Annotated in this window: 22 protein-coding genes and 1 pseudogene; 14 read left to right on the forward strand and 9 right to left on the reverse strand. The window is 63.1% G+C overall.

Features of this window, described 5'->3' with window-relative positions; genetic code table 11:
* Positions 1 to 26 precede the first annotated feature (26 nt).
* The 3 genes from DC522_RS08375 to DC522_RS08385 all read left to right on the forward strand — a co-directional run bounded on the left by DC522_RS08375 (position 27) and on the right by DC522_RS08385 (position 4,343).
* Entirely contained in the window at positions 27 to 1,424 is a 1,398-nt protein-coding gene (locus tag DC522_RS08375; protein ID WP_116528247.1) for a VOC family protein, read from the forward strand.
* Between the two features lie 32 nt (positions 1,425 to 1,456).
* Positions 1,457 to 2,740, forward strand: coding sequence for an FAD-binding oxidoreductase (locus tag DC522_RS08380; RefSeq protein WP_116528248.1), 1,284 nt, complete (start codon positions 1,457 to 1,459; stop codon positions 2,738 to 2,740).
* A gap of 64 nt (positions 2,741 to 2,804) precedes the next feature.
* Positions 2,805 to 4,343 (forward strand): aldehyde dehydrogenase family protein, encoded by a 1,539-nt coding sequence (locus DC522_RS08385; protein WP_116528249.1) that lies wholly within the window; start codon positions 2,805 to 2,807, stop codon positions 4,341 to 4,343.
* Positions 4,344 to 4,746: 403 nt separating this feature from the next.
* Here DC522_RS08385 and DC522_RS08390 read toward each other — a convergent pair whose 3' ends face one another.
* The 3 genes from DC522_RS08390 to DC522_RS08400 are packed head-to-tail and all read right to left on the reverse strand — an operon-like array spanning position 4,747 to position 6,831.
* Positions 4,747 to 6,192, reverse strand: coding sequence for an NAD(P)-binding domain-containing protein (locus tag DC522_RS08390; RefSeq protein WP_116528250.1), 1,446 nt, complete (start codon positions 6,190 to 6,192; stop codon positions 4,747 to 4,749).
* 15 nt (positions 6,193 to 6,207) lie between these two features.
* Positions 6,208 to 6,459, reverse strand: a complete 252-nt coding sequence (locus DC522_RS08395) for a hypothetical protein (RefSeq protein WP_165820095.1) — start codon at positions 6,457 to 6,459, stop codon at positions 6,208 to 6,210.
* Between the two features lie 54 nt (positions 6,460 to 6,513).
* Positions 6,514 to 6,831, reverse strand: coding sequence for a helix-turn-helix transcriptional regulator (locus DC522_RS08400; protein ID WP_116528252.1), 318 nt, complete (start codon positions 6,829 to 6,831; stop codon positions 6,514 to 6,516).
* 65 nt (positions 6,832 to 6,896) lie between these two features.
* Between DC522_RS08400 and DC522_RS35825 the strand changes: the two are divergent.
* Positions 6,897 to 7,214, forward strand: a pseudogene (locus DC522_RS35825) (MFS sugar transporter); the annotation flags it as partial.
* A gap of 336 nt (positions 7,215 to 7,550) precedes the next feature.
* Complete coding sequence (locus DC522_RS08410; protein WP_116528253.1) at positions 7,551 to 8,276, forward strand: DUF2270 domain-containing protein; 726 nt, start codon at positions 7,551 to 7,553, stop codon at positions 8,274 to 8,276.
* 384 nt (positions 8,277 to 8,660) lie between these two features.
* Here the strand turns inward: DC522_RS08410 and DC522_RS08415 are convergent, their stop codons facing one another.
* The 3 genes from DC522_RS08415 to DC522_RS08425 are packed head-to-tail and all read right to left on the reverse strand — an operon-like array spanning position 8,661 to position 11,831.
* Positions 8,661 to 9,431 carry an enoyl-CoA hydratase/isomerase family protein gene (locus tag DC522_RS08415; RefSeq protein ID WP_116528254.1) on the reverse strand — a complete coding sequence of 257 codons (771 nt, stop codon included), beginning with the start codon at positions 9,429 to 9,431 and terminating at the stop codon, positions 8,661 to 8,663.
* 9 nt (positions 9,432 to 9,440) lie between these two features.
* Positions 9,441 to 10,634 (reverse strand): CaiB/BaiF CoA-transferase family protein, encoded by a 1,194-nt coding sequence (locus DC522_RS08420; RefSeq protein WP_116528255.1) that lies wholly within the window; start codon positions 10,632 to 10,634, stop codon positions 9,441 to 9,443.
* A gap of 21 nt (positions 10,635 to 10,655) precedes the next feature.
* Positions 10,656 to 11,831 (reverse strand): extracellular solute-binding protein, encoded by a 1,176-nt coding sequence (locus DC522_RS08425; RefSeq protein WP_116528256.1) that lies wholly within the window; start codon positions 11,829 to 11,831, stop codon positions 10,656 to 10,658.
* Between the two features lie 53 nt (positions 11,832 to 11,884).
* Between DC522_RS08425 and DC522_RS08430 the strand changes: the two genes are divergently transcribed.
* Positions 11,885 to 12,607 carry a GntR family transcriptional regulator gene (locus tag DC522_RS08430; protein WP_116528257.1) on the forward strand — a complete coding sequence of 241 codons (723 nt, stop codon included), beginning with the start codon at positions 11,885 to 11,887 and terminating at the stop codon, positions 12,605 to 12,607.
* On the opposite strand, the gene DC522_RS08435 is transcribed toward DC522_RS08430, so the two are convergent.
* Positions 12,604 to 13,359 carry an enoyl-CoA hydratase/isomerase family protein gene (locus DC522_RS08435; protein WP_116528258.1) on the reverse strand — a complete coding sequence of 252 codons (756 nt, stop codon included), beginning with the start codon at positions 13,357 to 13,359 and terminating at the stop codon, positions 12,604 to 12,606. The genes DC522_RS08430 and DC522_RS08435 overlap by 4 nt on opposite strands.
* A complete protein-coding gene (locus tag DC522_RS08440; protein WP_116528259.1) occupies positions 13,356 to 14,594 on the reverse strand; it encodes a CaiB/BaiF CoA-transferase family protein in 1,239 nt (412 codons plus the stop codon). The genes DC522_RS08435 and DC522_RS08440 overlap by 4 nt, the downstream gene beginning before the upstream one ends.
* 331 nt (positions 14,595 to 14,925) lie before the next feature.
* Here DC522_RS08440 and DC522_RS08445 point away from each other — a divergent pair, with 331 nt between their 5' ends.
* The 4 genes from DC522_RS08445 (at position 14,926) to DC522_RS08460 (ending at position 18,339) form a co-directional block, all read left to right on the forward strand.
* A complete protein-coding gene (locus DC522_RS08445) occupies positions 14,926 to 15,912 on the forward strand; it encodes a TRAP transporter substrate-binding protein (RefSeq protein WP_245444049.1) in 987 nt (328 codons plus the stop codon).
* A 61-nt stretch (positions 15,913 to 15,973) separates the two neighbouring features.
* Positions 15,974 to 16,555: a TRAP transporter small permease gene (locus tag DC522_RS08450; protein ID WP_116528260.1), complete on the forward strand. Its 582-nt coding sequence runs from the start codon at positions 15,974 to 15,976 to the stop codon at positions 16,553 to 16,555.
* Between the two features lie 3 nt (positions 16,556 to 16,558).
* Positions 16,559 to 17,839: a TRAP transporter large permease gene (locus tag DC522_RS08455; RefSeq protein WP_116528261.1), complete on the forward strand. Its 1,281-nt coding sequence runs from the start codon at positions 16,559 to 16,561 to the stop codon at positions 17,837 to 17,839.
* Positions 17,840 to 17,850: 11 nt separating this feature from the next.
* Positions 17,851 to 18,339: a MaoC/PaaZ C-terminal domain-containing protein gene (locus DC522_RS08460; protein ID WP_116528262.1), complete on the forward strand. Its 489-nt coding sequence runs from the start codon at positions 17,851 to 17,853 to the stop codon at positions 18,337 to 18,339.
* Between the two features lie 495 nt (positions 18,340 to 18,834).
* Here the strand turns inward: DC522_RS08460 and minD are convergent, their stop codons facing one another.
* On the reverse strand, positions 18,835 to 19,701 hold the full coding sequence (gene minD / locus DC522_RS08465) for a septum site-determining protein MinD (RefSeq protein ID WP_116528263.1): 867 nt from the start codon (positions 19,699 to 19,701) through the stop codon (positions 18,835 to 18,837).
* A gap of 676 nt (positions 19,702 to 20,377) precedes the next feature.
* Between minD and DC522_RS08470 the strand changes: the two genes are divergently transcribed.
* The 4 genes from DC522_RS08470 (at position 20,378) to DC522_RS08485 (ending at position 25,179) form a co-directional block, all read left to right on the forward strand.
* Positions 20,378 to 21,526, forward strand: a complete 1,149-nt coding sequence (locus DC522_RS08470; protein ID WP_371679138.1) for a M20 aminoacylase family protein — start codon at positions 20,378 to 20,380, stop codon at positions 21,524 to 21,526.
* A 141-nt stretch (positions 21,527 to 21,667) separates the two neighbouring features.
* Positions 21,668 to 22,594 carry a LysR family transcriptional regulator gene (locus DC522_RS08475; RefSeq protein ID WP_245444050.1) on the forward strand — a complete coding sequence of 309 codons (927 nt, stop codon included), beginning with the start codon at positions 21,668 to 21,670 and terminating at the stop codon, positions 22,592 to 22,594.
* Positions 22,595 to 22,661: 67 nt separating this feature from the next.
* The gene (locus DC522_RS08480) at positions 22,662 to 23,633 is read left to right on the forward strand and encodes an NAD(P)-dependent oxidoreductase (RefSeq protein ID WP_256369843.1); all 972 of its coding nucleotides are present in this window, start codon (positions 22,662 to 22,664) and stop codon (positions 23,631 to 23,633) included.
* Between the two features lie 7 nt (positions 23,634 to 23,640).
* Complete coding sequence (locus DC522_RS08485) at positions 23,641 to 25,179, forward strand: aldehyde dehydrogenase family protein (RefSeq protein ID WP_116528292.1); 1,539 nt, start codon at positions 23,641 to 23,643, stop codon at positions 25,177 to 25,179.
* Positions 25,180 to 25,285: the final 106 nt, after the last annotated feature.

Below are 25,285 nucleotides of genomic sequence, written 5' to 3' on the forward strand. Positions count from 1 at the left end.
CCTCACAACGGCAAGGTAGGGGCGCCATGATGCGCAGCAGGAAATTCGTCAGCTCCGATGACGTCCGCACGATGTTCTCGCGGGCCATGTCCGACATGTACCGGGCCGAGGTCCCGCAGTACGGAACCCTCATGGAGCTGGTCGCCGACGTGAATGCCGCGACCTTGGCTGCCAACCCGGACCTGAAGGAGCAACTCGCCCGGGCGGATGAGCTGGAGCGGCTGGACCTTGAGAGGCATGGAGCGATCCGGCTTGGCACGGCCGATGAGCTTGCGACCATGCGGCGCCTGTTTGCCGTCATGGGAATGGCGCCGGTCGGCTACTATGACCTCTCTGTCGCCGGAGTGCCGGTCCATTCGACGGCCTTCCGGCCCATCGATGATGCCTCCCTTGGGAGAAACCCGTTCCGCGTCTTCACCTCGCTGCTGCGTCTGGAACTCATCGAAGACGAGGCTCTGCGTAGCGAGGCGGCGGCTATCCTGGAGCGGCGGCAAATCTTTACGGACGGCGCACTCCGGCTCATCGAGAGGTTCGAGACAGCAGGCGGGCTGACGCAACCTGAGGCGGAGGAGTTCGTACGCGAGGCGCTCGAGACCTTCCGCTGGCACAGCGAGGCGACGGTCGACGCCAATACCTACAAAAAGCTTCACGATGCCCACCGCCTGATCGCGGATGTCGTGAGCTTCAAGGGGCCGCATATCAATCACCTGACCCCGCGCACCCTGGATATCGATGCCGTTCAAGCAGGCATGCCCAAGCGGGGCATCGCCGCCAAGGCGGTGATCGAGGGGCCGCCGACCCGCGCTTGTCCCATTCTCCTGCGCCAGACCAGCTTCAAGGCGCTGGAGGAGCCGATCCTGTTCAAAGGGGAGGGGGATGCCCAGAGCGGCACCCATACCGCCCGCTTCGGTGAGATCGAGCAACGCGGTATCGCGCTCACGCGCAAGGGTCGTGCGCTCTACGACGAACTGCTGGCCTCGGTTCGCGATGAAGGGAGCGCAGGCAATTCATTCTCGGACTATCCCACCCGGCTCGCCGAGGCTTTCCGGCGCTTCCCGGACAGCTATGAGGGGATCCGCGCGCGGGAGCTCGGCTTCTTCCGGTATTCATTGACGGAGTCCGGCGCCGCCGCTTCCGGCTTGGACCTGATGATCATGGACGACCTGATCGCAGCCGGTCACGTGAAGGCCGATCCGATTGTCTACGAGGACTTTCTGCCCGTCAGCGCAGCCGGCATCTTCCAGTCCAACCTCGGCGGCACGGAGCAGAAGAGCTATTCGGCCAATGCCAACCGCGATGCCTTCGAGGCGGCGCTGGGAGCGTCCGTCCTGGACGAGTTCTCCCTCTACGAGCAGGCGCAGGCACGCTCGATCGAGGCGGTTCGGGCAGCCCTGCGGGACGGGCGTCAGTCATCTGCGGCCTGACCACGTCTTCCGCATCTTGAAGGATAATCCGCATGAGAAACGATCCACGCAGCCACGGCCTCTGGGAACGCTCGGCTCCCCCGGCCCCTCCCACATCACCTCTCTCGGCCGATATGACCGCCGACGTCGTGGTGGTCGGCGCGGGTTTCACCGGCCTTTCCGCGGCGCTCCATCTCGCAGAGGCAGGTGCGTCCGTGGTGGTCCTGGAGGGCGTCGAGATCGGCTTCGGCGGTTCGGGACGCAATGTCGGCCTCGTCAATGCCGGCATGTGGGTGATGCCTGACGACCTACCGGGTGAACTGGGCGAGGTCTACGGCAACCGTCTGCTTCACCTGCTTGGCGACGCGCCAAGGCTTGTGTTCGAACTGGTCGAGAAACACGCCATTGCCTGCGAGATCGAGCGCACCGGCACGCTCCACTGCGCGGTCGGCGTCAAAGGCTTTGCCGAACTCCAGGAGCGGGCGCGGCAATGGCAGGCACGGGGCGCACCGGTGCACCTGCTCGATGCGGAGGAGACGGCTCGCAAGGTTGGTACCACCGCCTATACCGGCTCGCTGCTCGACCTTCGCGCCGGAACCATACAGCCGTTGGCCTATGCCCGCGGGCTCGCCGCGGCGGCAATCAAGGCGGGAGCCCGGATCTTCACCTCAAGCCCCGTGGTGGACGCGCAGGAGGCCGATAGCGGATGGCTGGTGCGCACCGGGGGCGGCTCCGTGCGGGCCAGGTGGGTGATCGTCGCCACGAACGCCTACACGACCAGCGTGTGGCCGCAGATCCGCGCCGAGCTCGTGCATCTTCCCTATTTCAATCTTGCCACCAGGCCGCTTGGCGACAACCTGCATAACACGATCCTGCCGGAGCGGCAGGGTGTCTGGGACACGAAGGAGATCCTGAGCTCCTTCCGCTTCGACCAGCAGGGGCGGCTTGTCTTTGGCAGCGTCGGTGCACTTCGGGGGCCGGGCCGCTCCATCCATCCCAACTGGGGTCGCCGTGCACTCCGAAAGCTGTTCCCCCAGCTCGCAGACGTTGAGTTCGAATACGAGTGGTACGGCAGCATCGGCATGACCACCAACAACTTGCCGCGGTTCCACAGGCTGGCCCGGAACGTGGTCTCGTTCAGCGGCTACAACGGCCGCGGCATCGCGCCGGGAACCACCTTCGGGCGCACGCTTGCGCGGCTTGTCCTGGGCGAGATCGCCGAGGCTGATCTGCCGCTGCCGCTGACCGATCCCGAGCCGGTCCGGTACCGGGCGGTCAAGGAAACCTATTACGAGGTCGGGGCCCAGATCGCTCATGCCGCCACGGACCGCCTCTGACAACCGCGACACGTAAGCAAGCCGTTCAATCGCCATCCTCTTCATTTCGACAAAGGGTTCCAAGATGTCCCGATCCTCCATTACTACCGAGGTCCACGGCCTCCTCCGACAGTTTGGCGTCTCCATCAACCGCTTCACCGGCGACACGCTCGAGGTGCGTTCACCGATCACTGGCGAGGCGATCGCCAATGTTGCCGAGGTCAGCGCTGCGGAGGCCCGCGAGACCATCGCCCGGTCGCAGGCTGCCTTTCTCCAGTGGCGAAGTGTTCCGGCACCTCGCCGCGGCGAACTCGTGCGCCTTCTGGGCGAGGAACTGCGCGCCAACAAGGAAGCGCTCGGGCGGCTCGTGACCCTCGAGGTCGGCAAGGTCATCTCCGAGGGCCTCGGGGAGGTCCAGGAGATGATCGACATCTGCGACTTCGCGGTCGGTCTCTCCCGCCAGCTCTACGGACTGACGATCCAGTCCGAGCGGCCCGACCATCGATTGACTGAGCAGTGGCATCCCGCCGGCGTGGTCGGCGTCATCTCCGCCTTCAACTTCCCCGTGGCCGTCTGGTCGTGGAATGCGGCGCTCGCCTTCATCTGCGGTGACTCGGTGGTGTGGAAGCCGTCCGAGAAGACGCCACTGACGGCGCTTGCCGTAGACGCCTTGTTCCGCCGGGCCGTGCGGCGCTTCGGCGACGCACCGGAGGGGCTGAGCACCCTGCTCATCGGCGGCCGCGACATCGGTGAGCTGCTGGTCGACGATGCACGCGTGCCCGTCGTCTCCGCCACCGGATCGACCCGGATGGGGCGCGCGGTGGGCGAGCGGGTCGCCCGCAGGTTCGGAAAGGCGATCCTGGAGCTCGGCGGTAACAATGCCTCCATCGTCACTCCTTCGGCCGACCTCGATCTGACGCTCCGTGCCGTCGCCTTCGGCGCCATGGGCACGGCCGGCCAGCGTTGCACGACGCTCCGACGCCTCATCGTTCATGAGAGCGTCTATGACGCGTTGGTGCCGAAGCTCGTCTCGGTCTACCAAGGGATCTCGGTCGGCAGCCCCATCGACAGTGACGCGCTCGTGGGGCCGCTGATCGACCGCGGTGCCTTCGAGGCAATGGAGAGAAGTCTTGACGCAGCGAGAGCCTGTGGCGGGATCGTTCATGGCGGCGAGCGGGTGAAGGTGAACGGAGAGGCGTCCTTCTACGTCCGTCCGGCGCTGGTGGAGATGCCGGAGCAGACCGGCCCCGTGGTGGAGGAAACCTTCGCGCCGATCCTGTACGTGCTCAAGTACCGCGACCTTGACGAAGCCATCGCGCTCCAGAACGGAGTGCCGCAGGGATTGTCCTCCTCCATTTTCGCGACCGACATCCGCGAGGTGGAGCGCTTCCTCTCCGCTGCCGGGTCGGATTGCGGCATTGCCAACGTCAACATGGGCCCCTCGGGCGCGGAGATCGGAGGGGCCTTCGGTGGGGAGAAGGAGACCGGCGGAGGACGCGAGAGCGGGTCGGATGCCTGGCGCGGCTACATGCGTCGTCAGACCAACACCATCAACTACGGCCGCACGCTCCCCCTTGCCCAAGGCGTGAAGTTCGACGTCGATGCAGGCTCGGCCTTGGCGTAGCGGGTCGGGTCTGCCACCACTGCGCAAGATGACACGGTAAAGCCGGGAAGAGGCCAACTCATCCCTTTCCTGCTTGGACGTTCAGGTGAATGTCTCCAATCTCTCGCGTCCCGGAAGTAACGCTTTGGTCTACTCGCCCGGCCCCAGGCAGACTTTCCCCAAAGGGATCTTCAGGGTCTGACCCGATGCCGCCCTTCGCGTCGATGGCGTGCCCGACCCGGGGCGCGACCAGCCCGTGTCGGCGGCGATCGGCTGGGCGAGCACGGCGGGCAGGTAGAAGGACGAGCCCCCAGGCGAGGATCTGGGTGAGGCCGAGGGTGGTGATGACCACCCTCTGGCTCGGCTTCGATGTCGCTGAACTTCCGGCGACGGCTTCGCTCAATGACTGGGACACCTGCGGATCTCAACAGCAGCAGGCCAGTTCAGCAATCTTCTCCGAGACCTTCCGATCCGGCATATCCATAGGGCCGCAGCCGCAGCCCGACTTGCCCTCGGCTTTTGCCTCGGCATCCGCAGCGCAGCAGGCATCGACCTCTGCAGGGGCAGGCCCGCCGCAGCATCCCGACGATGCGGTCGCCGCATCCGCAGGAAGGTTCGTCGAGCATACGCCCGTCTCCGGCAGCACGAGGTGGATGTCGTCCGCTGCGGCCAGATCACCGGCAATCGCCGCCACGACCGAACGCACCTGCTCGTACCCGGTGAGCATCAGGAAGGTCGGGGCGCGGCCATAGCTCTTGATGCCGACCGTGTAGAAGCCCGGCTCGGGATGGGCGAGCTCGCGATGACCGTGCGGCGGGACGGATCCGCAGGAATGCAGGTTCGGGTCGATCAGCGGCCCGAGCGCCTTCGAGCTCTCCAGCCACGAGTCGAGGTCGAGCCGCAGCTCGCGTGTGAGATTGAGGTCCGGGCGCTGTCCGGTGGCGGCCACGATCCGGTCGATCGGGCCAACCTCGCGGGTGCCCTGTGCCGTTTCGCCCTCGACCACGACCTGCCCGCCAACGGCCCTGACGCGGACCACGGAGAGCCCGGCCACCAGGGTAACTCGTCCGCTGTCGACGAGCGCCTTGAGGTTGGAGCCGAGTTCGCCCCGCGCCGGGAGCTGGTCGGCCCGGCCGCCGCCGTAGACCCGCATCAGATTCTCCCCGCGGGTCGCCCACACGATGGAGGTCGCGGGATTGCGCTCCGCCAGTCGGGCGAGGTCGAGGAGCACGTTGGCGGCCGAGTGCCCGGCGCCGACCACCAGCGTCGTCCTGCCCTCGTAGGCCGCGCGGTCGCGTCCGAGCACGTCCGGAATGCCGTAGGCGATATGCCCGGCATACTCGGCCTCGCCCTCGGCGAGGATCCCGCCCGCCCCCAAAGGATTCGGGGCCGTCCACGTGCCGGAGGCGTCGATCACCGCCCGCGCCAGGTCGCGCCGTATCGCACCGTTGCCGTCCGATACGGCGAGCACGAAGGCCCTGGTCTCGCGGCCCTTGCTGAGAACCTTGTCGGCACCCCGGCGGGTGATGGCTGTCACCTTGGCACCAGTCTCGATCGCGGCCGCCATCTCGGGCGTCGCGGCCAGCGGATTGAGATAGGCTTCATAGAGGTCTGCTCCCGTCGGCATCGCCTCGCCCGGCGGCTCCTGCCAACCATGGGACCGGAGCAGGGCGCGCGCCTCCGCGTCGGTGTTGTACTCCCATGGCGAGAACAGGCGGACGTGCCCCCAGTCGCGCACATTGGCGGCGACGGTGGCGCCAGCCTCGTAGACCTTCACGGGCAGCCCGCGCCGGATCAGGTGGGCGGCGGCGGCGAGGCCGACCGGGCCTGCGCCGATGACGGCAACGGGAAGGTTATCAAGCGAGGTCATGAGAAGGCTCCTTGGTCAGGATCGGCAGCAGGAGACGGGTGCGGGGGCGATGACGCTGCGAAGGCGGGCGACGAACTCGGCCCAACGCCGCGCCATGCCGGTGCAGCAGACGCGGCGGAGGCGCTCCACGGGGACGGCGTAGAGGTCTGTCCGGCGCAGGCCGATGTCGCGCAGGATGTGATCACCGAGATCGGCAAGCGAGAGCATCTCGCGATGCGTGGGGGCAGGACACTCCCGGCCGAGGAGGGAGGAGAGAAGGAGCAGCATCGGCATCTCCTGTATCGCTATTTCCGGTACAATGGAAATAGCAGGCAAAAATAATCAGGCGGCGTTCTCCGCCTGGGTTGTGCATCCGGCGTCGGCGCAACACTCGTCGGCCAGGAAGCCGATGAGGCCGTTCATCGCCGGGTAGCTGGCCCGGCAGATCAGGGTCGTGGCCTGCCGCTCCTGCGTCACCAGTCCGGTCAGCAGAAGCCGCTGGAGGTGATGCGAGAGCGTCGAGGCCGGGATCTTGAGGCGCTCCTGGATCTGCCCGACGGGCAGTCCCGCCTCTCCGGCCCGCACCAGCGTACGGTAAACCTGGAGCCGGGTGGTGTTCCCGAGCGCTTCGAGCTGCTTGGCTGCTTGTTCGATGTTCATGGAAATAACGTGAAGCTGTTGGCAGGCGCTGTCAAGCGCTATTTCCAGAAATTTCGAAATAACTGCCGGTATGGACGCTCGTCACCCTCGCGGCGCTTCGGTTTCTCTCTTTCGCCAATGTGCCGGGGCTGCAGATTTACGTTGCCGAGCCCGCTAAGCAGTGTCGCCCGTGCGCGGTGATGTCGCCTAGGCGCTCAACATCGCGACCTTCAATCTCGGCATCGCTTTCGGGCGTGGGTTGGCGGCCACGGTGGTCTCATCACCCCTCGGGCTCGGCGCCACCCTGTGGGTCGGCGCAATCCTGGTTGCCGTCGCTCTCGTGCTGACGGATCTGGAGCGGCGCCCTCGACCGCTGCGCGGAGCCGGTCGGCCAGCCTGCATGACCGCTCGAGGCCACCTGCGAACTTTATCCCCTCAACCATGAAAATCGGCCCGACGACGAGTGCCGGGCCGAACATACAGGAGAGCCCCTGCGCCTCTCTATGAGAAGCCGAGGTGCTTCAAAGGGAGAATAACTGCTGAAAGGCTGAAGGTGGATCGCCAAGCAGACTTGGAAAACTGCAGAGCTTTCACGATGGGCGCGTAGAGGGCGGCTTACGGAAAGTGACCAAGACTCCCGCGCAAGTGCTATAATGCGTTTGCCATGGGCGTTCGTGAGCTGGATGGCCCTCCCGTGACCAGTGCAGCCTGAACGCGGTCCAGGGCCCGGGAGAGACGCCATGCTGACGGCAAACGATCAACGCGCCACATCGGCTCTGAAGCCGACCATTACGCCGCCTGTTTTTCCGGGGACACCAACCGAGTTCATCAACCTCATAGCGCATTACCATCGCGCCGAGATCGCGCGGATGGCCGGCTGGCGGGACCGGATTGACCGCACCACCAACTGGGCCATCACAGTCGTGGCCGCCATGCTGTCGGTTTCATTGTCCACGCCGACAGCTCACCATGGTGTCCTGCTGTTCGCCATGATCCTGGTCTTGCTGCTGTTGGTGATCGAAGCGCGCCGCTATCGCTTCTTCGACGTCTACCGCAACCGTGTGCGCCGGATGGAGCGGAACTACTATGCGCAGATCTTTTCGCCGGAGGATGGAACAACAGACGATTGGATTCACAAGCTGGGCGATGACCTGAGAAAGCCCCTGTTTCTGATTGGTCTCAACGAAGCGATCTCACGTCGTCTCCGCCGCAACTACTGCTGGATGTTCCTGATCCTGCTGCTTGCCTGGCTGGTCAAGACCACATTCATCAGAATGCAAGACAGTGCGATGGAGGCTCACATCGTGACATCCGTCGGGGAATGGGTGCGAAATGCAGCCGTTGGTCCAGTGCCGGGCTGGGCAGTGATCGTGGCCGTCACAATCTTTTATGGCTGGATACTTTATGCCTCGCTGCGCCAACCCAAGGGAGAGGGCGAGCTTGCCTTCGGCAATGTGCATGTCTGAGGCGGCGTTAAGAAGATGGCTGGCTGGTCGTCCCCACCTCGCGCCTATCCCTTCAATCCGGCATCACGCGGCTGAGTTGATTTCGGGCCGTGACAGTCGCGCTGAGTTTCGACTGCCGGCTGTTCCTCCCGCAAGAAACGCTGCTACTGAAGAAATCCGACTCTCAACCAGATCTGATGGCTCTGTCGCACCGCGGGTGTGCCCCGGAATGCAGGGCTAGAGCTTCGGACCCGAAAGTGGATTTCACTTTCGGGTCCGAAGCTCATTCTCTGGAGGAGCGCATCGCTTGGCGCGGAAAACCGGGTCCACTTTTCGCTGACGCGGACCTTCGGTTCCGCACGATGCGCTAGGTCCTCGGAGCGGCATCGCGCCGCCCCAGGGCAATTACCGTCTGCGGAAGACGGGGGCACGCTTGTCCTTGAAGGCTTCCCGCCCCTCGGCGGCATCCTCCGTGGCAAAGCAGATCGTCTGCAGGTCGCGCTCGTACTCGATCGCCTTCTCCAGCGGCATCGTATACGCCGCGCGCAGATTCAACTTCGCCGTTTCCGCCGCAATCGGCGCTCGACTCGCAATCACCGACGCTAGGACCTGCGCCCGCTCGATCAGGCGTCCCGGCGCCGTAATCTCGCTCACCAGCCCCCATGCGAGTGCCCGCTCGGCATCAATGGGGTCGCCCGTCATCAGCATCATGGCCGCATTGGACGGGCCCACGGAATGAGCCAGAAAACTCGCCATGCCGCCACCACCGATCCAGCCCAGCCTGATCTCGGGCGCGGCGAACTGCGCGTTGGGCGTGCACAGCCGAATGTCGCAGCTCATCGCCATCTCGAGTCCGCCGCCGAACGCATACCCGTTCACGGCGGCGACGCTGGGCTTGAGCAGTCGACGGATGGCATCGCAGTAATCCGGGCGGTTGCGGAAGTTCCAGGGCGTGTCGTACGTGTCCAGTTCGCGAATGTCAGAGCCCGCGCAGAAAGCCCTCTCGCCGGCTCCCGTAAGAATGACGCAGCGCACCCGGTCATCCGTGTTGCAGGCCTGGACGGCGGCCAGCACAGCGGATGCCATCTCGGGTGTCATGGCATTGAGCTTGTGCGGGCGGTTCAAGGTGATGGTGCCGATGGCACCGTCAATCGAAAAACTCACGTCCTCGGTCATTGTATGTCCTCAGTAGCGTGTTTCGCCAATGGCATTGGTTGCGATCAGACGATCAATCTGTTCGTCGCTCATCCCGCTCTCCCGCAGGATCTCCCGCGTGTGCTCACCCGCCAGCGGTGCGCCGCGCTCGACCTTTGACGGCGTCCTGGAAAAGCGGATCGGGAAGCCAGGTGTCGTCACCACGCCTTCGGTCGGGTGCTCGTAGGACACGAACGTGCCGTTGTGCTTGATCTGCGCGTCCTTCACCAGATCCTGATAGCCATAGACAGGTCCGGCCCAGACGTCATTCGCCTGGAACAGATCCAGCCATTCTGCGGTCGTTCTGGCCTTCAGGCGCTCGCGCGTCTTAGCAAAGATCTCATCGCGGCGAGTCCAAGTGTCGGTCTCGTCGTTCATGGTCAGAAACGATGGTTCGCCGATCAACTCGCCGAACGTCTTCAGGCTTGGAAAGGCCACGATGATATAATTGTCCTTGGTGGCGAAAGCCCCGTAGGGGGCTCGGATGTATACATGCGCATGTGGCTCTGCCGAGCGTTGTTGCGGCTTGCCGGCCACCGTGAACACCGACAACTCCTGCATCTGGATGGTGGTGATCGCATCCAGCATGTTCACCTGCACCAACTGCCCTTCGCCCGTGCGCTCTCGGTGCAGGAGCGCCGCCAAGGCTCCCTCGAAGGCCGTATAGGCGGTAATTGCATCCACCAGGTACTGCCCGGCCGGATTGGGCGGTTCGCCGGCGCGGCCAGCGGAGAGCATGGCTCCGGACATCCCCTGCAGGATCAGGTCCTGGCCGGGACGATTGACGTAAGGGCCGTCCTCGCCGTAACCCGAAATGGACACGTAGACCAGACGCGGATTGATGGCGGCGAGCGTCTCGTAGTCCACTCCAAGACGCTTGGCCACGCCAGGGCGGTAGTTCTGCAGGAATACGTCGGCATTTTTGACCAGGTCGAGCAGAACGGCTTTGCCGCCGGGCGATTTGAGGTCGACGGCCAGCGAACGCTTGTTGCGGTTCAGCGACAGGAAGGACACGTTGACCTTATTGCCGCGGGCTCCGCCGGCCGCCACATGCCGCTGCCATTCGCCGGTCGTCGGCTCTACCTTGACGACGTCCGCTCCCAGATCGCCCAGCCGCTGAGCCGCGAACGGGCCTGCCATTGCGATCGAACAGTCGAGAACACGGTATCCACTCAATATGCTCATGTTTCTATCCCGTTGTGTCGGTCAGGCTGCGGCCTGCGTAAAGATCTGGCGGGCGGCAGACGCCACTTGGTCGATGGTCTGGGCTTTCGAGAGTTCACGGGCGCAGTAGCGCTCCATCGCGGCACCCGCAGCGGCCTGGAAGCGGATATACCCGGCCTGTCGGGGACGGATCCATGCGGTTTCCATCGAACGTCGCACTCCTGAATAGAAGCCGTTGAAGCGCGCGTTGTTGTCCGGGTCCTCCCAGGATGTCACCAACGCCGGCTGTCCGTGATGCTCGGGAATGATGCGGTCCTGCGCCGTGCGGGACAGAGCGAAACGAACGAAAGCGAGCGCAGCCTCCGGGTGCCGGGACGAGGCTGAAACCGCGAGGCCAGTCCCACCGAGCATGGAGCCGGCTTCATAGGGAGTTCTCAGGCCGCAGAAATCGGAGAAAGTCAGCGGGGCACGCATATCCGCTTCGGCATACGTCGCGTAGCCGTAGACACAGGGTGTGAAGGCGATGTCGTCACGGGCCACCATTGCTTCGTGCAGATCGATCGAGTTCCACTTGAGCGTCTCGGGGTGGGAGAATGCGAGCACGTCGTCGAGAGCCTCCAGGGCCTCGGTCATGGCGGCGTGGTCGAACTCGCAGGATCCTGCCGGGTCGGTGCTGATCGGCTTGCCCAGATTGGCCATGAGGCTCGCCACTGTCGCGAAGGCGTGCGGGGTTGGAACCGGCGTTGCGAGATAAAGACCCTTGGCACGCAGGCGGCGGCCGAGAGCGACGGTCTCCGCCCAGTTCTTCGGCAGGGCTTCGCCGGCCTGCTCAAGCAGGTCCGCCCGCGCCACTGCGTGCGGGGTTGCCGCATCGATTGGCGCCGCCCAAACATGGCCGGCGAAGCGGTAGCTCGGCAGAGAAGGCCCCACATAGAGTGCATCCGCCTGCGGTCCGAGCAGGTCGGGCAGCGCCTCGTCGAGAGCCATGAAGGCATGGGCCGCCGCCACATCGCCGCAGAAGGGATGATCGACGATCAGCAGATCGTTCTGTGCCGCGATGTCCCGGATCGGCTGATGCTCGAAATCGGAGAGGGGCCGGACCACCCACTCGATCTCGACGTCGGGGCGGCCGTTCTGGAAGGCCTTCGTCAGGGGCGCCAGTGGGCCGGTCGCTCGGCGATGCCCCCAGGCAAGGCCGCGCAGGCGAATGGTGGTCATTGGAAATCCTCCGGTTGACGATTAAGTTGATGTTGCTCTAGGACCTTCCGCCCATGGATGCGCACATCACCCCTGATAGGTCGGCTCAGCTCCCAAGGGGTGCGAGTCTGGTCGACATGGCCCATGAAGAACTGCTCCGGCGCATCACCGACGGACTGCTCGCGGATGGCGACCGCATCGTGATCGATCAGCTCGCTCGCGACTTGAGCATCAGCCTGATCCCCGTGCGCGAGGCGCTGGCGCGTCTGCACGCCGAAGGACTGGTGACCTTCGAGCGCAACAAGGGGTACCGCGTTGCACCACGGCCGTCCGTAAGCGAGCTGCGTCGGCTCTTCGAGGCACGCCTTGTGCTGGAGCAGGGGGCTTGCGAGCTTGCGCTCGCGCGTGGGGTGCCGCTGGCGCTGGGAAACCTGGAAGCCGTGAACAAGCTCATCAGCCGCGGCGCCTACGGCACCACCTTCCGGGGCTTCCGGGAGTTCGTGACATTGAACGAACGCTTCCATAGCGAACTCGTGGCGTTGAGCGACAATCCTCACCTCGAGGAAGCCTATCGCCGGCTCGGCTACCACCAGCAGATCACCCGGCCGACCTACGGCCACGGTGTTCCCGATCTGGATCTGATCGTGCGCGAGCACGAGGCTATCCTCGACGCCTTGCGACGAGCCGATGTCGTGGAGGTGCGGAAGGCGTTGCGAGAGCACATTCTCGGCGGCCATGACCGGCTTGCCACCGTGCTCGGTCGCAGCAGTAAGACAGAGCATGGGCATTGGGCCTAACCCCGCTCGCGCTGCTTGAACGCCTCGGGTCCGCTTTGCTGCGCCCCTAGGGCAAAGGCCAGGGCCATCAGTTCACGCTCCATGGCAAGGCCACCTGTCAGTCCGCCCTCCATTGCGGCGCGAATGCCGGCCTTGTTGGTGACCGTCGCCACCTCCGGATGTGCAGCGATTTCAGCCGCGAGGCGGCGGGCGGCCGCTACCTCTTGCCCTTCCTCGACGAGGAACTCACATACGCCGATGCGATACGCTTCGGCTGCATCCATGGTGCTGCCGGTGAGCAGGATCCGGCTAGCCTGTCCGTAGCCGACCAGGCGGGTGAGACGTTGTGAGAAGCCGCCGGCTCCGAGCCATCCGTGCTTCACCTCGGGGGCTGCGAATTTGGCCGTCGTGGAGGCAATGCGGATATCGCAGTTCAGTGCGATTTCGAAACCGCCTCCCATTACCCAGCCTTTCAGAGCCGCGATCACGGGCTTACGAAACTCGCCGAACTCCAGCGCATAGTTGACGGAGTGCCGCCAGGCCCATGCATCCTCGTACACCCCAAGGGTGCCGAGGTCGGTGCCGGCACAGAACGCCCGCTCGCCTGCGCCGCGGACCAGAATGCAGCGGACCGATCGGTCGGCATCGAGCGCATGACGGGCTTCGCGGATCGCCGCCGCCATATTCGGCGTGATCGCGTTGTGCTTGGCCGGTCGGTTCAGGACAAGTTCGGCAGTGTTGTCGCCGGGCCGAAGGATTTCGATCTCGCTCATGCGACGGCTCCCGTCGCTTGCAGGTGCCGGATGTCATCGGGGCCATATCCGAGCGAGGCGAGGATCTCGCCGGTGTGCTCGCCCAGAGCCGGAGCTCCGGTAATCTGCGGTTCGGGCGCGGTTGAAAAGCGGATGCTTGGAGCCGTCGTGGTGATGGCGCCGGCACGCGGGTGATCGTAGGTGACGAAGAAGCCTTCGAACTGGGGGTGCGCCTTCACGGCGGCGTAATCATTGACAGGGCCGGACCAGACGCCCGCCTCGAAGAACGCACGGACCGCATCGTCGGTCCGCCAGGTCGCGAGACGCTCGGCGACAACAGGATAAATCCGGTCACGCCAGGCATTGATGCCCTCGCGGTCGTCCGGATCCTGCGGCTTCTCTCCCGCAAGACGGGCAAGCTCGTCCGCGCCGAGCACTTTCGCGACGGCCGCGAGACTCGATTGGGCGATCGCGATGTGACCGTCGGCGGTCGGATAAATGCCGTAAGGAGGCTCCATCCAATTGGAGGCATAGGGCACGTTGTTGCGCGGGCATTCACGTCCGGTGGTGAGATAGGTCGAGATTTCCTGGATCTGAACTTCGAGGGCGGCCCCCAGCAGGGATACTTTGACCTCGCTGCCACGGCCCAGACGATCCCGTTGCAGAATCCCGGCCAGGACACCTTCGCTCGCCAGGTGCGAAGCCATGACGTCGATCATGTAGACAGGCGAGGGATGGGGCAGGCCGCCCGCGACACCGGCGTTCCAGGTCAGGCCGGAGAACGACTGGACGAGCAGATCCTGCCCGGGCCGTTCGACCATGGGGCCGCTGTCGCCATAGCCGGAGATCGAAACGTAGACGATGTCGTCCTTGAGCGGCTTCAGGTGTGTGTAGGAAATGCCGAGCCGCTCCGCGACCCCCGGACGGAAATTCTGAACGATGGCATCGGCGGTTTCGACGAGGCGGTACAGGACCTCTCGCCCGGCTTGAGTCTTCAGATCGACCGCCAGCGACTTCTTGTTGCGATTGAGGGTCAGGTACGGCGTTGTCTCCCCGCCCAGCAGCACGTCCCCCATCGGGGAGTTCCGGGTAAAGTCCGGCCGCCCCGGCGCCTCGATCTTGATCACGTCGGCGCCCATGTCAGCAAGGCGCTGGGTCGAAAGTGGACCGGCCATGGCCAGTGTGAGGTCGATAATCCGTAGCCCCGCGAGGGGGCCTTCGCCAAGACTCGTGCTGGGCGAGGTTTGTGTCTGCATGGCGTCGCTCCCGGTACGGCCGCTCGTCGAAACGGTAACCGCTTGTCGTGTTCGGACGATTCTTATCGACAGGAAGCGCAGGACGCAAGATCATATATGATCTCATATCCACTAAAGGATTGTTTGCTTATTCAGTCATCGACAGGCAAACGGGTAGCGATTCTGCCGGTAAGGCCATAACTCACCGTAATTGTCTACGTAATTGGTCTTAGGAACACACGGCTCGCCAGAGATGTTTGACAATCCCCTCCAGGGCTGATCATATATGATAAAGGGGTTCGGTGTTAGGTCGCGATCGGATCCAGAAAAGGCTGCGACCGGAGGAAACGCTATGATCAAACGCCTGATGGGCGCTGTGCTGCTGCCCGCCTTCATTCTCGCGGCTGCTCCGGCAATGGCGCAGACCACCGCAACGTTCGGCGGCTCCGATGCCGTTGGATCAATCTTCGACCGCCAGAACAAAATGTTCACCAAACTCGTGAACGAGCGGGCCGGCGGCAAGCTCAAGATCAACTTCATCGAAGGCGAGCAGCTCGGCAACGACACACAGGTCATCGAACAGATGATGGGCGGCATCGTTCAGGCTTACGGTGATGATCTGAGTTGGTACGCCCGTTGGGTGAGTGACTTCAATGTCGTTACATGGGGCTTTACGCTTCGCGATGCCAATCATACCGCCGCCTTCGTCAAGAGCGACGCCTTCAAGTCCATGGCCGAGCAGCTTCGGACGAAGCATAACCTGCGCATTCTCGCCGCTGCGCCGAGCCAGCCGCGCATCACCTTTGCGGTCAAGCCGCTGAAGTCGGCCGACGATTTCAACGGCATGAAGATGCGCGTGCCCGAGATCAAATCCTATCTCACTCTGTGGGAGACGCTCGGCACCCGGCCGACGCGTGTGGCTTGGGGCGAGACATTCCTCGCCCTGAAGACAGGATTGGTCGAAGGCGCCGAGGGTGGCGTTTCATCAGCCTACTCGGCCAAATTCCACGAGGCCGCCAAGAACGTGATCCTGACGGACCACATCTACATCATCGGCAACATCACGGTGAACGAGCCCTGGTATCAGAGCCTGTCTCCGGATCTGCAAAAACTCGTGACGGAAGCCGCGCAGGAAGCCGTGCAATGGGCGTCCGAAACCATGAAAGCGGAGACAGACGGCATCATCGCCAAGATGAAGGCGGAGGGTGCAACGGTTTCCACCATCGACACTCAGCCGATCCGCACGAAGGCCCTCGACGCTGTCGCCAAGTTAGAGGCCGAGGGCTTCTGGCGGCCGGGTCTGTGGAAGGAAATCCAGGCCATCGGCACGACCAACTGATTCATTCCCCGTTTTATAGAGCCGGCGCGTTCCGCGCCGGTTCCGGACCTGGAGACATGTCATGTCTGTCTTTCTCCGTGCGTATGCGGGGCTTCTCCGCTGGACCGGCTATGCCGAGGCGGCCCTCCTGACCGTGCTTATGGCCGTCATCGTCCTGTCGATAGCCCTTCAAGTGGTCATGCGGTTCGTCTTCGGACATCCCATGGTGTGGGTCGAAGAGGTTTCAACCTACGCTTTCGTGTGGATCACGTTCATGGGAGCGTCGGTCGGCTTGAAGCAGGTCAGGCACGTCAAGGTGGAGTTGCTGAACGAGCGGCTGTCCCCCGGCGGGCACTGGAGGATGAAGCTGGTCGGATACGTCGCCGTTCTCGCGGCTGTCGGCTATTTGGCGTTCAAGACACCAGGGGTCATCCGCATCGAGAGTTTCAGTTCCACGGTTTCGCTTCCGGTCGAGATCCCCCGCGCGTGGTTTTACTCAATTCCGTTGCTCTATTGCTGCCTTATGATGGCAGCGACCGCTCTTTACGAAATCCTGTCTCTCCTGGTTCAAGGTGACGAGGAGGTTCTCGTATCGTTTGCGCTGGCTGAGGAGATGCACGAACCCTCCGCCAGCCCGGCGGCTCCCCAACCTGTGCTGAGCTGAGCCATGATTGTCATCGCCCTTTTTCTGATCTTCGTGCTGCTCATTCTCGTCGAGGTGCCCGTTGCGTTCGCGATGATTCTGGCGGTCTTCGCCAGCATGCTGGCCTTCACCTCAACCCCGGTCGAGATCATCGTTCAGCGCATGCCGTCAGGCATCGACAGCTTTCCTCTGCTCGCGATTCCGCTGTTCATTCTGGCCGGCAACATCATGAACGGCGCCGGTATCGCCAACCGCATCTATGACTTCTCGATGGCGGTCGTCGGGCACATCCGCGGAGGCTTGGCACAGGTCAATATTCTCGGCTCGATGGTCTTCGCCGGTATGTCGGGCGTGGCGCAGGCTGATGCGGCCGGTCTCGGCACGATCGAGATCAAGCATATGAAGGAACGAGGATACGATCCGGCGTTTGCCGCGGCCTGCACGGCGGCGTCGGCGATCATCGGCCCCATCATTCCGCCTTCGGTGATCATGGTCGTGTACGCGGTCACGGCCGAGGTATCGCTTACCGATCTTTTCCTCGCCGGTATTGTTCCTGGTGTGCTGCTTGGGCTGACCCTGATGGGGCTTGTCTACGTGCAGTCCGTCCGCGGCACGATCACGGCGCCAATCGAACCCCGCAGCAGCGTACCGGCCCTGGGAACGGCATTCGTGCGCGCGCTGCCGGCGCTGGCTGCCCCGACACTTCTCACAGTGGGTCTGCTGTCCGGTGTCGCGACCCCCACCGAGTTGGGGGCGCTCACCGTCGTCTACGCGGTCTTTCTCGGATTCCTCACCCGCGATCTCACTCTCCGGTCGCTGCTGATTCACATGCGTGACAGCGCGATCACCACTGGCATCCTCACTTTCATCATCGCGGCGGCGGTGCCGTTTGGATGGTTGATCTCGGTGCAGAACGTGTCGGCCGCACTGCAGGAATTGATGACCTGGATCAATGCCGACAAATACACGTTCCTGCTGATCGCCAACGCGATCCTGCTTCTCGCTGGCCTCTTCATGGAGACCACGGCGATCCTGCTGATCGCCACCCCAGCCCTTCTGCCCGTCGTCAAGCTCTATGGGATCGACCCGGTGCATTTCGGGCTGATCATGATCCTCAATCTGCTGATCGGCTCCCTGACGCCGCCGTTCGGGGTCATCCTCTTTATCTGCAAGCACATCGCAGGCGTCACGTTCAAGCAGATGGTCAGGGCGACGATACCTTTCTATGTGCCGCTTGCCCTCATGCTCCTGCTGATCACCTACGTTCCGCAGATCTCTCTGTGGCTTCCGTCAATGTTCAAGTGAGTGAGGCTACGATGAACGGAACTGCCTTCGAGGACTATGCCATAGGATTCGAGCGTGAGAGCTTCGCGCGCACGGTCACAGAGGCCGATATTGTTGCCCACGCTGGGCAGACGGGTGATTTCTTCCCGCATCATGTCGACGAGGAGTTCGCGCGGACAACCCCTTTCGGCGGGCGCATCGCTCATGGCACCCTGATCCTGTCCATCGGGATTGGGCTCCTGGCCCGTGAGATCAACCCGCTGTCATTCAGCTACGGTTACGATCGCCTGCGATTTGTCCGTCCCGTGAGGATCGGCGACACAATCCGGGCGAGGGCGACGGTCGTCGCAAAACAGGAAGATCCGAAGCGGATGGACCATGGGCGCGTCATCGAACGCTGCGAGGTCATCAACCAACGGGATGAGGTTGTTGTCGTCGCAGATCATATCAGAATGGTACGGAGGAGAAACGCCGTCGACTCCGATCGGACGACCACGGAAGAGAGCGTCTTGCCCGCCTGATGGGGATGATCCTGGCCGGTCCCTTTGGGGTGGTTCATCATCGCTTCTACAGCATCGGACGTGAAAAGTGGACCTGCACTTTTGGGACCCATCCGATGCTTTCTCCTTCAATGAGAGCATCGTTGAGAGCGGAAAACCGGATCCACTTTTCCGCACGATGCTCTAGAGCCTCGGACGTGAAAAGTGGATTTGCACTTTTGAGGCTCAGCCATGCTCCCTTTTATACAAAGCGCATCATTGACTGCGGAAAACCGGATCCACTTTTCAAGCACGATGCGCTAATGCATGGTTGGTCTTGGCATTATGCTCCGAGTGGCAGTCGGAGCTGACCAGAGCACCGTTTCTGGTGGGTGCTCCGGCAGCGCAAGCAAAGATGCAGGCACCCCATGTTCGAATGCCGGTATCAGCTTTCAGAGATCGCTTCAGCCTCCCGCAGGGTGTAGGAGATCTCTCCCTTCGGCAGTTCATTCCGAAGTTGAAGGAAACCGGGTAGGCTCATGCTGCTCTCCGGGTGAACAACTTCCCCAAGAAGCGTGTGGTCTCGGCCGGAACCGGCGCAGGGCTTTTTGTCTCGCCTTTCAGCCGTGCGGCAGCTTCAAGGTAGGCTCGGGCCGGTGCACTGTCAGGGCTGCCAATCGTTACTGGTTCGCCAATGTTGGATGTGCGCAACACCTCCTTACTCTCCGGGATGATGCCCAAAAGCGGAACGGAGAGAATTTCCAGCACATCCTGCACCTTCAGGATATCGCCGCGCTGCGCACGGGCTGCGTCATACCGAGTAAGGAGAAGATGCTTCTCGATCCGCTCGCCGTTTTCAGCCTTCTCGGTTTTTGAATCGAGCATGCCAATGATGCGGTCAGCGTCGCGAACTGACGAGACCTCCGGATTGACCACAATGACAGCCATATCTGCATGCCGCATCGCCAGGGTTGCGCCTTTTTCAATCCCAGCTGGGCTGTCGCAGATCACCCAGTCGAACTTTTCCTTTAGCTGATGGATGACCTTCGCAACGCCGTCCTCAGTAAGACTATCTTTTTCACGAGTCTGTGAGGTTGGAAGCAGTGTCAGCGTCTCGACGCGCTTATCTCGGACCAGAGCTTGCGAGAGCTTGGCTTCACCCGTGATGACGCTGATCAAATCGTAAACTACGCGGCGTTCAGCGCCTAAAACCAAATCAAGGTTTCTCAGGCCGACATCGAAATCAACAACGACTACATTCTGTCCTGCCTTTGCTAAGGCAGCTCCTAAAGAGGCCGTTGAAGTCGTCTTGCCGACCCCTCCCTTACCGGAGGCCACAACGACAACTTTGCCGGTTTTAACGTGTGGCTTCGATTTGCTGTGCCTTGGCCGCGGTTTCTTCATGGTTGGCGTTCTCCTTAGCAACCGTGATGGGGCACGGCACCCACTCAAGCACAAGTGTAACGCAGAGAAGGCAACACCGAAGCAGAACGATGGAATGCCTCAAGTGAGGTCGCTCTGATTCTCGTCGGGTCAGTTGATTTCGTGCCCTGGGCGGTTAACAGGAGGTTAAATGTCCTGGAGGTAGTTCGAATGAAGGTGTGAGTTCGGAATGTCTCCTAATGCCATATCTGAGACATTACGCCTTCGTCAGCTCACAGGCGTGAAGCAGACGTCCCCGCGGGGCGGGGAAGACCCTGATCCGACCCGTTGCCGACGCTCAGTGCCAACTTGTGTCTCATTGCGATAAAGCGCGCGATGTTCTGCTTACGCAGATGTTCTGCTTACGCATTAGACCCGCGCACGTACTCGGAGTGCGCGAGGCAGAAGCATCGTTCTGGGCGGAGAACCCGGCCCACTTTTCGCTGACGTGGCCCTTCGGGTCACTGACGCGGACCTCCGGCTCCGCACGATGCGCTAGGGGCCGATCCGGCTTGGCGGAACGAAGAAGCCATCCATGAGACCGCCATGATGGATCCAAGAGTGTTCTGATTAGAGCAACGCAGCCATCCCGAAACGACACTAGCGCCTTTTGTGTGGCTTCTGAATCATTGACTCTGTCGATCACAGGGGGATGCCAATGAAATCAGAGGAAATCGCCGAGACAATCTCATGGCGGCATCATTTGCATCGCAACCCGGAGCTCGCCTTCGAGGAGCATGAGACTTCGACCTTCGTTGCCCGCATGCTCGACTCGTTTGGCTTGAAGGTCTCCACGGGGCTCGCGGGCACTGGTGTGGTCGGAACGCTGTCGCGGGGCTCTTCCGGCCGATCCATTGGGATCAGGGCCGATATGGACGCCCTGCCGATCGAGGAACTCGGCCAAGTCCCGTACCGATCGCTCAGGCCGGGCAAGATGCATGCCTGCGGCCATGATGGCCATGTTGCCATGTTGCTCGCCGCGGCTCGGGACTGCGCCCAGTCCGGCCGCTTCGATGGTACCGTTCATTTCATTTTCCAACCGGCCGAGGAGAATGAAGGCGGCGCGCGGCGGATGGTGGAGGACGGGTTGTTCACGGAGTTTCCGTGCGACGCCGTCTACGCGCTCCACAACTGGCCAGGGATGCCGGTGGGATCATGCGTCGCCCGAGACGGCGCCATGATGGCCGCCTTCGGCACGTTTGAAATCGTGATCGATGGAGCCGGAGCGCACGGGGCCATGCCGCACGAGGGCGTCGACCCGATCGTCGCCGCCTGCGCGCTCGGAACCTCCCTGCAAACGATCGTGAGCCGGAACGTGTCGCCCCTGGAGCCTGCCGTTCTTTCGATTACCCAGATTCACGCCGGCGAAGCCTGGAATGTCATTCCGCCCAGTTGTGTCATCCGCGGCACGACACGATGGTTCGATAATGCCGTTGGCGACCGTATCGAGAGCCGTGTGACCGACCTCGCCAACTCGGTCGTGAACGGCTTCGGATGCAAGGCCACAATCCGCTACGAGCGGCGCTATCCTGCGACCATCAACGATGCCGCCGAGGCGGCGTTTATCCGCTCCGTGGTAGGTGCCCAGACGAAAATCAGGATCGAAGACGCTCCGCCGAGTATGGCCGCCGAGGACTTTGCCTTCATGATGGAGGCCCGACCGGGGTGCTACCTGTGGCTCGGAAGCGCCCGTGACGGAGCGAACCCTGGCCTCCATTCCCCTTACTTCGACTTCAATGACGAGGTCATCCCCCACGGCGTGGACCTTTGGCGCAGGGTGGTCGAGACGAGGCTCTCCTCCTGCTAAGGGGAGTTGGATGGGCCACCGCATGACGGCGGTCCGGGAGGCTCGGACGCAGGCGTAAATGAGGCGAGCAATGAGACGAAATTATAGCGCCGCTTCGAAATAGGGCTTGCCCAAAACGCCCGCCGATGCTGACTGTGCGTCATGTCCTTGGATGCGTTAGACACCCGCGCGCTTCGTCACTTCCTGGCCGTGGTCCGAACCGGCTCGATCAGGGCCGCCGCGGATCATATCAGCATTGCGCCCTCGGCGGTGAGCCGCCAGATCGCCGATATCGAGCACCGCCTTGGCCTGCCCATCTTCGAACGATCGGCCAGAGGCGTCGTCCTCACCGAGGCGGGTGAACTCCTGGCAGAGCACGCCAAACGCATGGTCGAGGACGAGGAACTCCTGCGCGAGCAACTCGGTCGCCTGAAAGGCATCAAGCAGGGGCTCGTCAGGATCAGCTGCGGAGACGGGTTCGTCGCGGACATGATGGCGAACGGGCTCAGGACGTTTGCCCAGGTCTATCCGGATATCCGGTTCACGATTCAGCTTGCCGGAACCGCGGGCGTTCTTGCGGCGGTCTCGGATGGCGATGCCGATGTCGGTCTCGTCTATAATCCCGTCATCGATACCAGCGTCCGGTCGATTGCCATCGCGAGGCAGCCCCTTGCGGTCATAACCCCACCGGGCCACCCACTCCTGACGCGGCCGAGCATCAGTCTGGCTGAAAGCCTCGCGCACCCTTGTGCGCTGCTCATTCCGGGCCATGGCGTCCGCCAGCTCGTCGGGCGCGTGGCGGCCGATTGCGGGCTTGCCTTGTCGCCTGCACTGGAGACCCCCTCGATCGACGTTCTCCGCCAATTTGTCCGCGCCGGGCTCGGGATCACCTATCTCCCTCCGTTTGCGGTCGATACGGAGTTGGCCCGCGGCGAGGTCGGTGTCGTCACGCTTACGGATCCGCTGCTGGTCGAGGCAAGCGCCCACATCATCGTGCGGGCGCGGCGGCGCCTCCCAGTCTCAGTCGAACAACTGGTCGGTCACATCGCACGCGAAATGGTCGCGTTCCGGGTGAAGCATCCCTACTGAATTGGCGTGTTGCTGACCCGGCAACACCTTGTTCTTTCCTTTCGTCTTGCTGGCAACAACTCCGTCCCTGACTGTTGCTCGAACATCGGATCGCCGGAAGGCGGCGGCCTGGAGGAAGGAACATCGAATGAGCAAACAGGATCGTGAAACGGTCGGGGTTATCGGCCTCGGAAGCATGGGCCTGGGGATGGCGCAGACGCTTGCCGGCAAGGGTTTCCGGACCCTGGGCTACGATGTCTCGGATGCCCGTTGCGATGCCGCCGCAGCAGTAGGGGTCGAGCGCGCCCGGACAATCGGGGATGTCTTCGCCGACGCGAGCTTCGTCGTGTTCTCGCTGCCCTCCGCGCGTGAGGTGGAAGCGGTCGTGAAAGCTCCGGGGGGCCTGCTCGAACGCAAAGGGGCAAAGCGGGTCATCATCATCGATACGTCGACCTCGGAGCCGGATATCAGTCGGACCCTCGCCGCGGAGCTGGCCACCGCCGGGCACGGCTTCATCGACGCGCCTGTCAGCGGGGGCCCCCTAGGGGCCAGCTCGGGCAACCTCACGATGATGATCGGCGGCAGCGAGGAGGAAGTTGCCCTGGCTCGCCCGGTCATCGAGGCGATGGCCTCCAAGATCCTGCATGTCGGCCCGACCGGCGCCGGAAACGTGGCGAAGCTCGTCAACAACATGCTGGTCGCCGCTCACATGATTACGACGAGCGAGGGATTGCGGCTTGCGGCTGCTGCCGGCGTGGATCCTGACTCGGCCCTGCGGGTCGTGAACGCCGCCACCGGACGATCGGCGCTCAGTGAGATTCACTTCCCGAAATGGATCATGTCGGAGCGTTTCGACAGCGGGTTCTCGATGGGACTGATGCGCAAGGATGTGCGTCTTGCCAGGGAGCTGGCGGAGCGGGTCGGGGTCGATCTCCCCATTGCCCAGGCCGTTTCGCGGCAATGGGGACCGGAAAGCGACCACTTGGCCGATACCGACGATTTCACGCGCATGGGCGCCGTTTCGTCCGCTCTCGCCTCCTCCAGCAAGAAGGTTGCCTGACATGAACATGCCCCTCGCTAATACTGACAGCAGCGCACGCGTTCTGGAACTTCTCCAGGATCTCCTGCCGTCGAAGGAGATCGGAAGCCTTGTCGCCGGTCAGATCCTTCCCGGAAATGGAGAGGCCGTCGATTTGGTCGATCCTGCAACCGGCAAGGTCTTCCTGACTTATGCGGACGCCGGATCGGCCGTGGTCGATGCGGCGATGGAGGCTGCCCGGGAGGCGCAGGGCCGCTGGATGGCGCTGACCGCATCGGCGCGCGGCAGGGTGATCTGGGAGATCGGCAGGCTTCTGCGCGAGAATGCACCAGCCATCGCCGAGCTGGAAAGCCGGACCGCAGGCCAGCCGATCCGCGACACGCGCGGCTTGATCGGCAAGGTTGCCGAGATGTTCGAGTACTATGCCGGATGGGCCGACAAGATGTACGGCGATGTCATCCCCGTACCGACCACCCATCTCAACTATACCCGCCACGAGCCCTACGGCGTCGTGGTGCAGATCACTCCTTGGAATGCGCCTTTGTTCACAGCGGGCTGGCAGATCGCTCCGGCCATCTGCGCCGGCAATGCCGTCGTGCTCAAGCCTTCTGAACTGACCCCGCTGACATCCCTCGTCCTCGGCGCCCTCTGTGAGCGCGCCGGAGCTCCGAAAGGCCTCGTGAACGTCATTGCAGGCGTCGGCCGGACGTCCGGCCAGTATGCGGTCGCCCATCCGAAGACCGCCCTGGTCGTGTTCGTCGGCTCGGCAGCGGCCGGTTCCGCCATCGCTGCAACGGCAGCCCGCAATGTGGTGCCCTGCATCCTGGAACTTGGCGGCAAGTCGGCCAACATTGTCTTCGCCGATGGCGACATTGACCGAGCTGTCGTCGGCGCCCAATCGGCCATCTTCGCGTCCGCGGGGCAGAGCTGCGTGGCCGGATCTCGCCTGCTCGTCCAGCGCACCGTGCACGCCGAGTTCGTCGAGAAGCTCGCGAAGGCCTCCGAGAAGATTCCCGTCGGAGCCCCTCTCGACAATCAGACCCAGATCGGCCCGATCAACAACGAGCGGCAGTGGAAGAAGATCGACGAGATGGTCCGGCAGGGCATATCGGACGGCGCCCGGCTCGCAACTGGCGGATGCAAGCCCGCGCATCTCGAGGCAACAGGCGGTTTCTACTATTCCCCGACCATCCTGGATCGTGTCGACCCGGCGATGGAGATCGCCCGGGAAGAGGTCTTCGGACCCGTTCTGGCCGTGACGCCGTTCGATGACGAGGCCGAGGCGATTTCCATCGCCAATCGCACTCCCTACGGTCTTGCGGGAGCAGTCTGGACCGAAAACGTCGGGCGTGCACATCGCGTGGCAGCCAACGTGCGCGCCGGGACTTTCTGGATCAACGGATACAAGACCATCAGCGTGATGTCTCCCTTTGGTGGCTTCGGCCGCAGCGGCTACGGCCGTTCCAGCGGCAGGGAGGCTCTCATGGCCTATACCCAGACGAAGAGCGTGTGGGTTGAAACCGCCGAGGATCCGGCAATCACGTTCGGTTATCACCCGGTCGATTGAGACCCGACAATCCGGCAGACGGGATTCAGGTAGACCTGTGTCCCGTCGGCGATCGCAAGGGCCCTTACCTTGCGGGCTCGCATCCTCACTGGAGGCACATCGCGCA

The sequence above is a fragment of the Microvirga sp. KLBC 81 genome, assembly GCF_003075415.1.
Classification (GTDB): domain Bacteria; phylum Pseudomonadota; class Alphaproteobacteria; order Rhizobiales; family Beijerinckiaceae; genus Microvirga.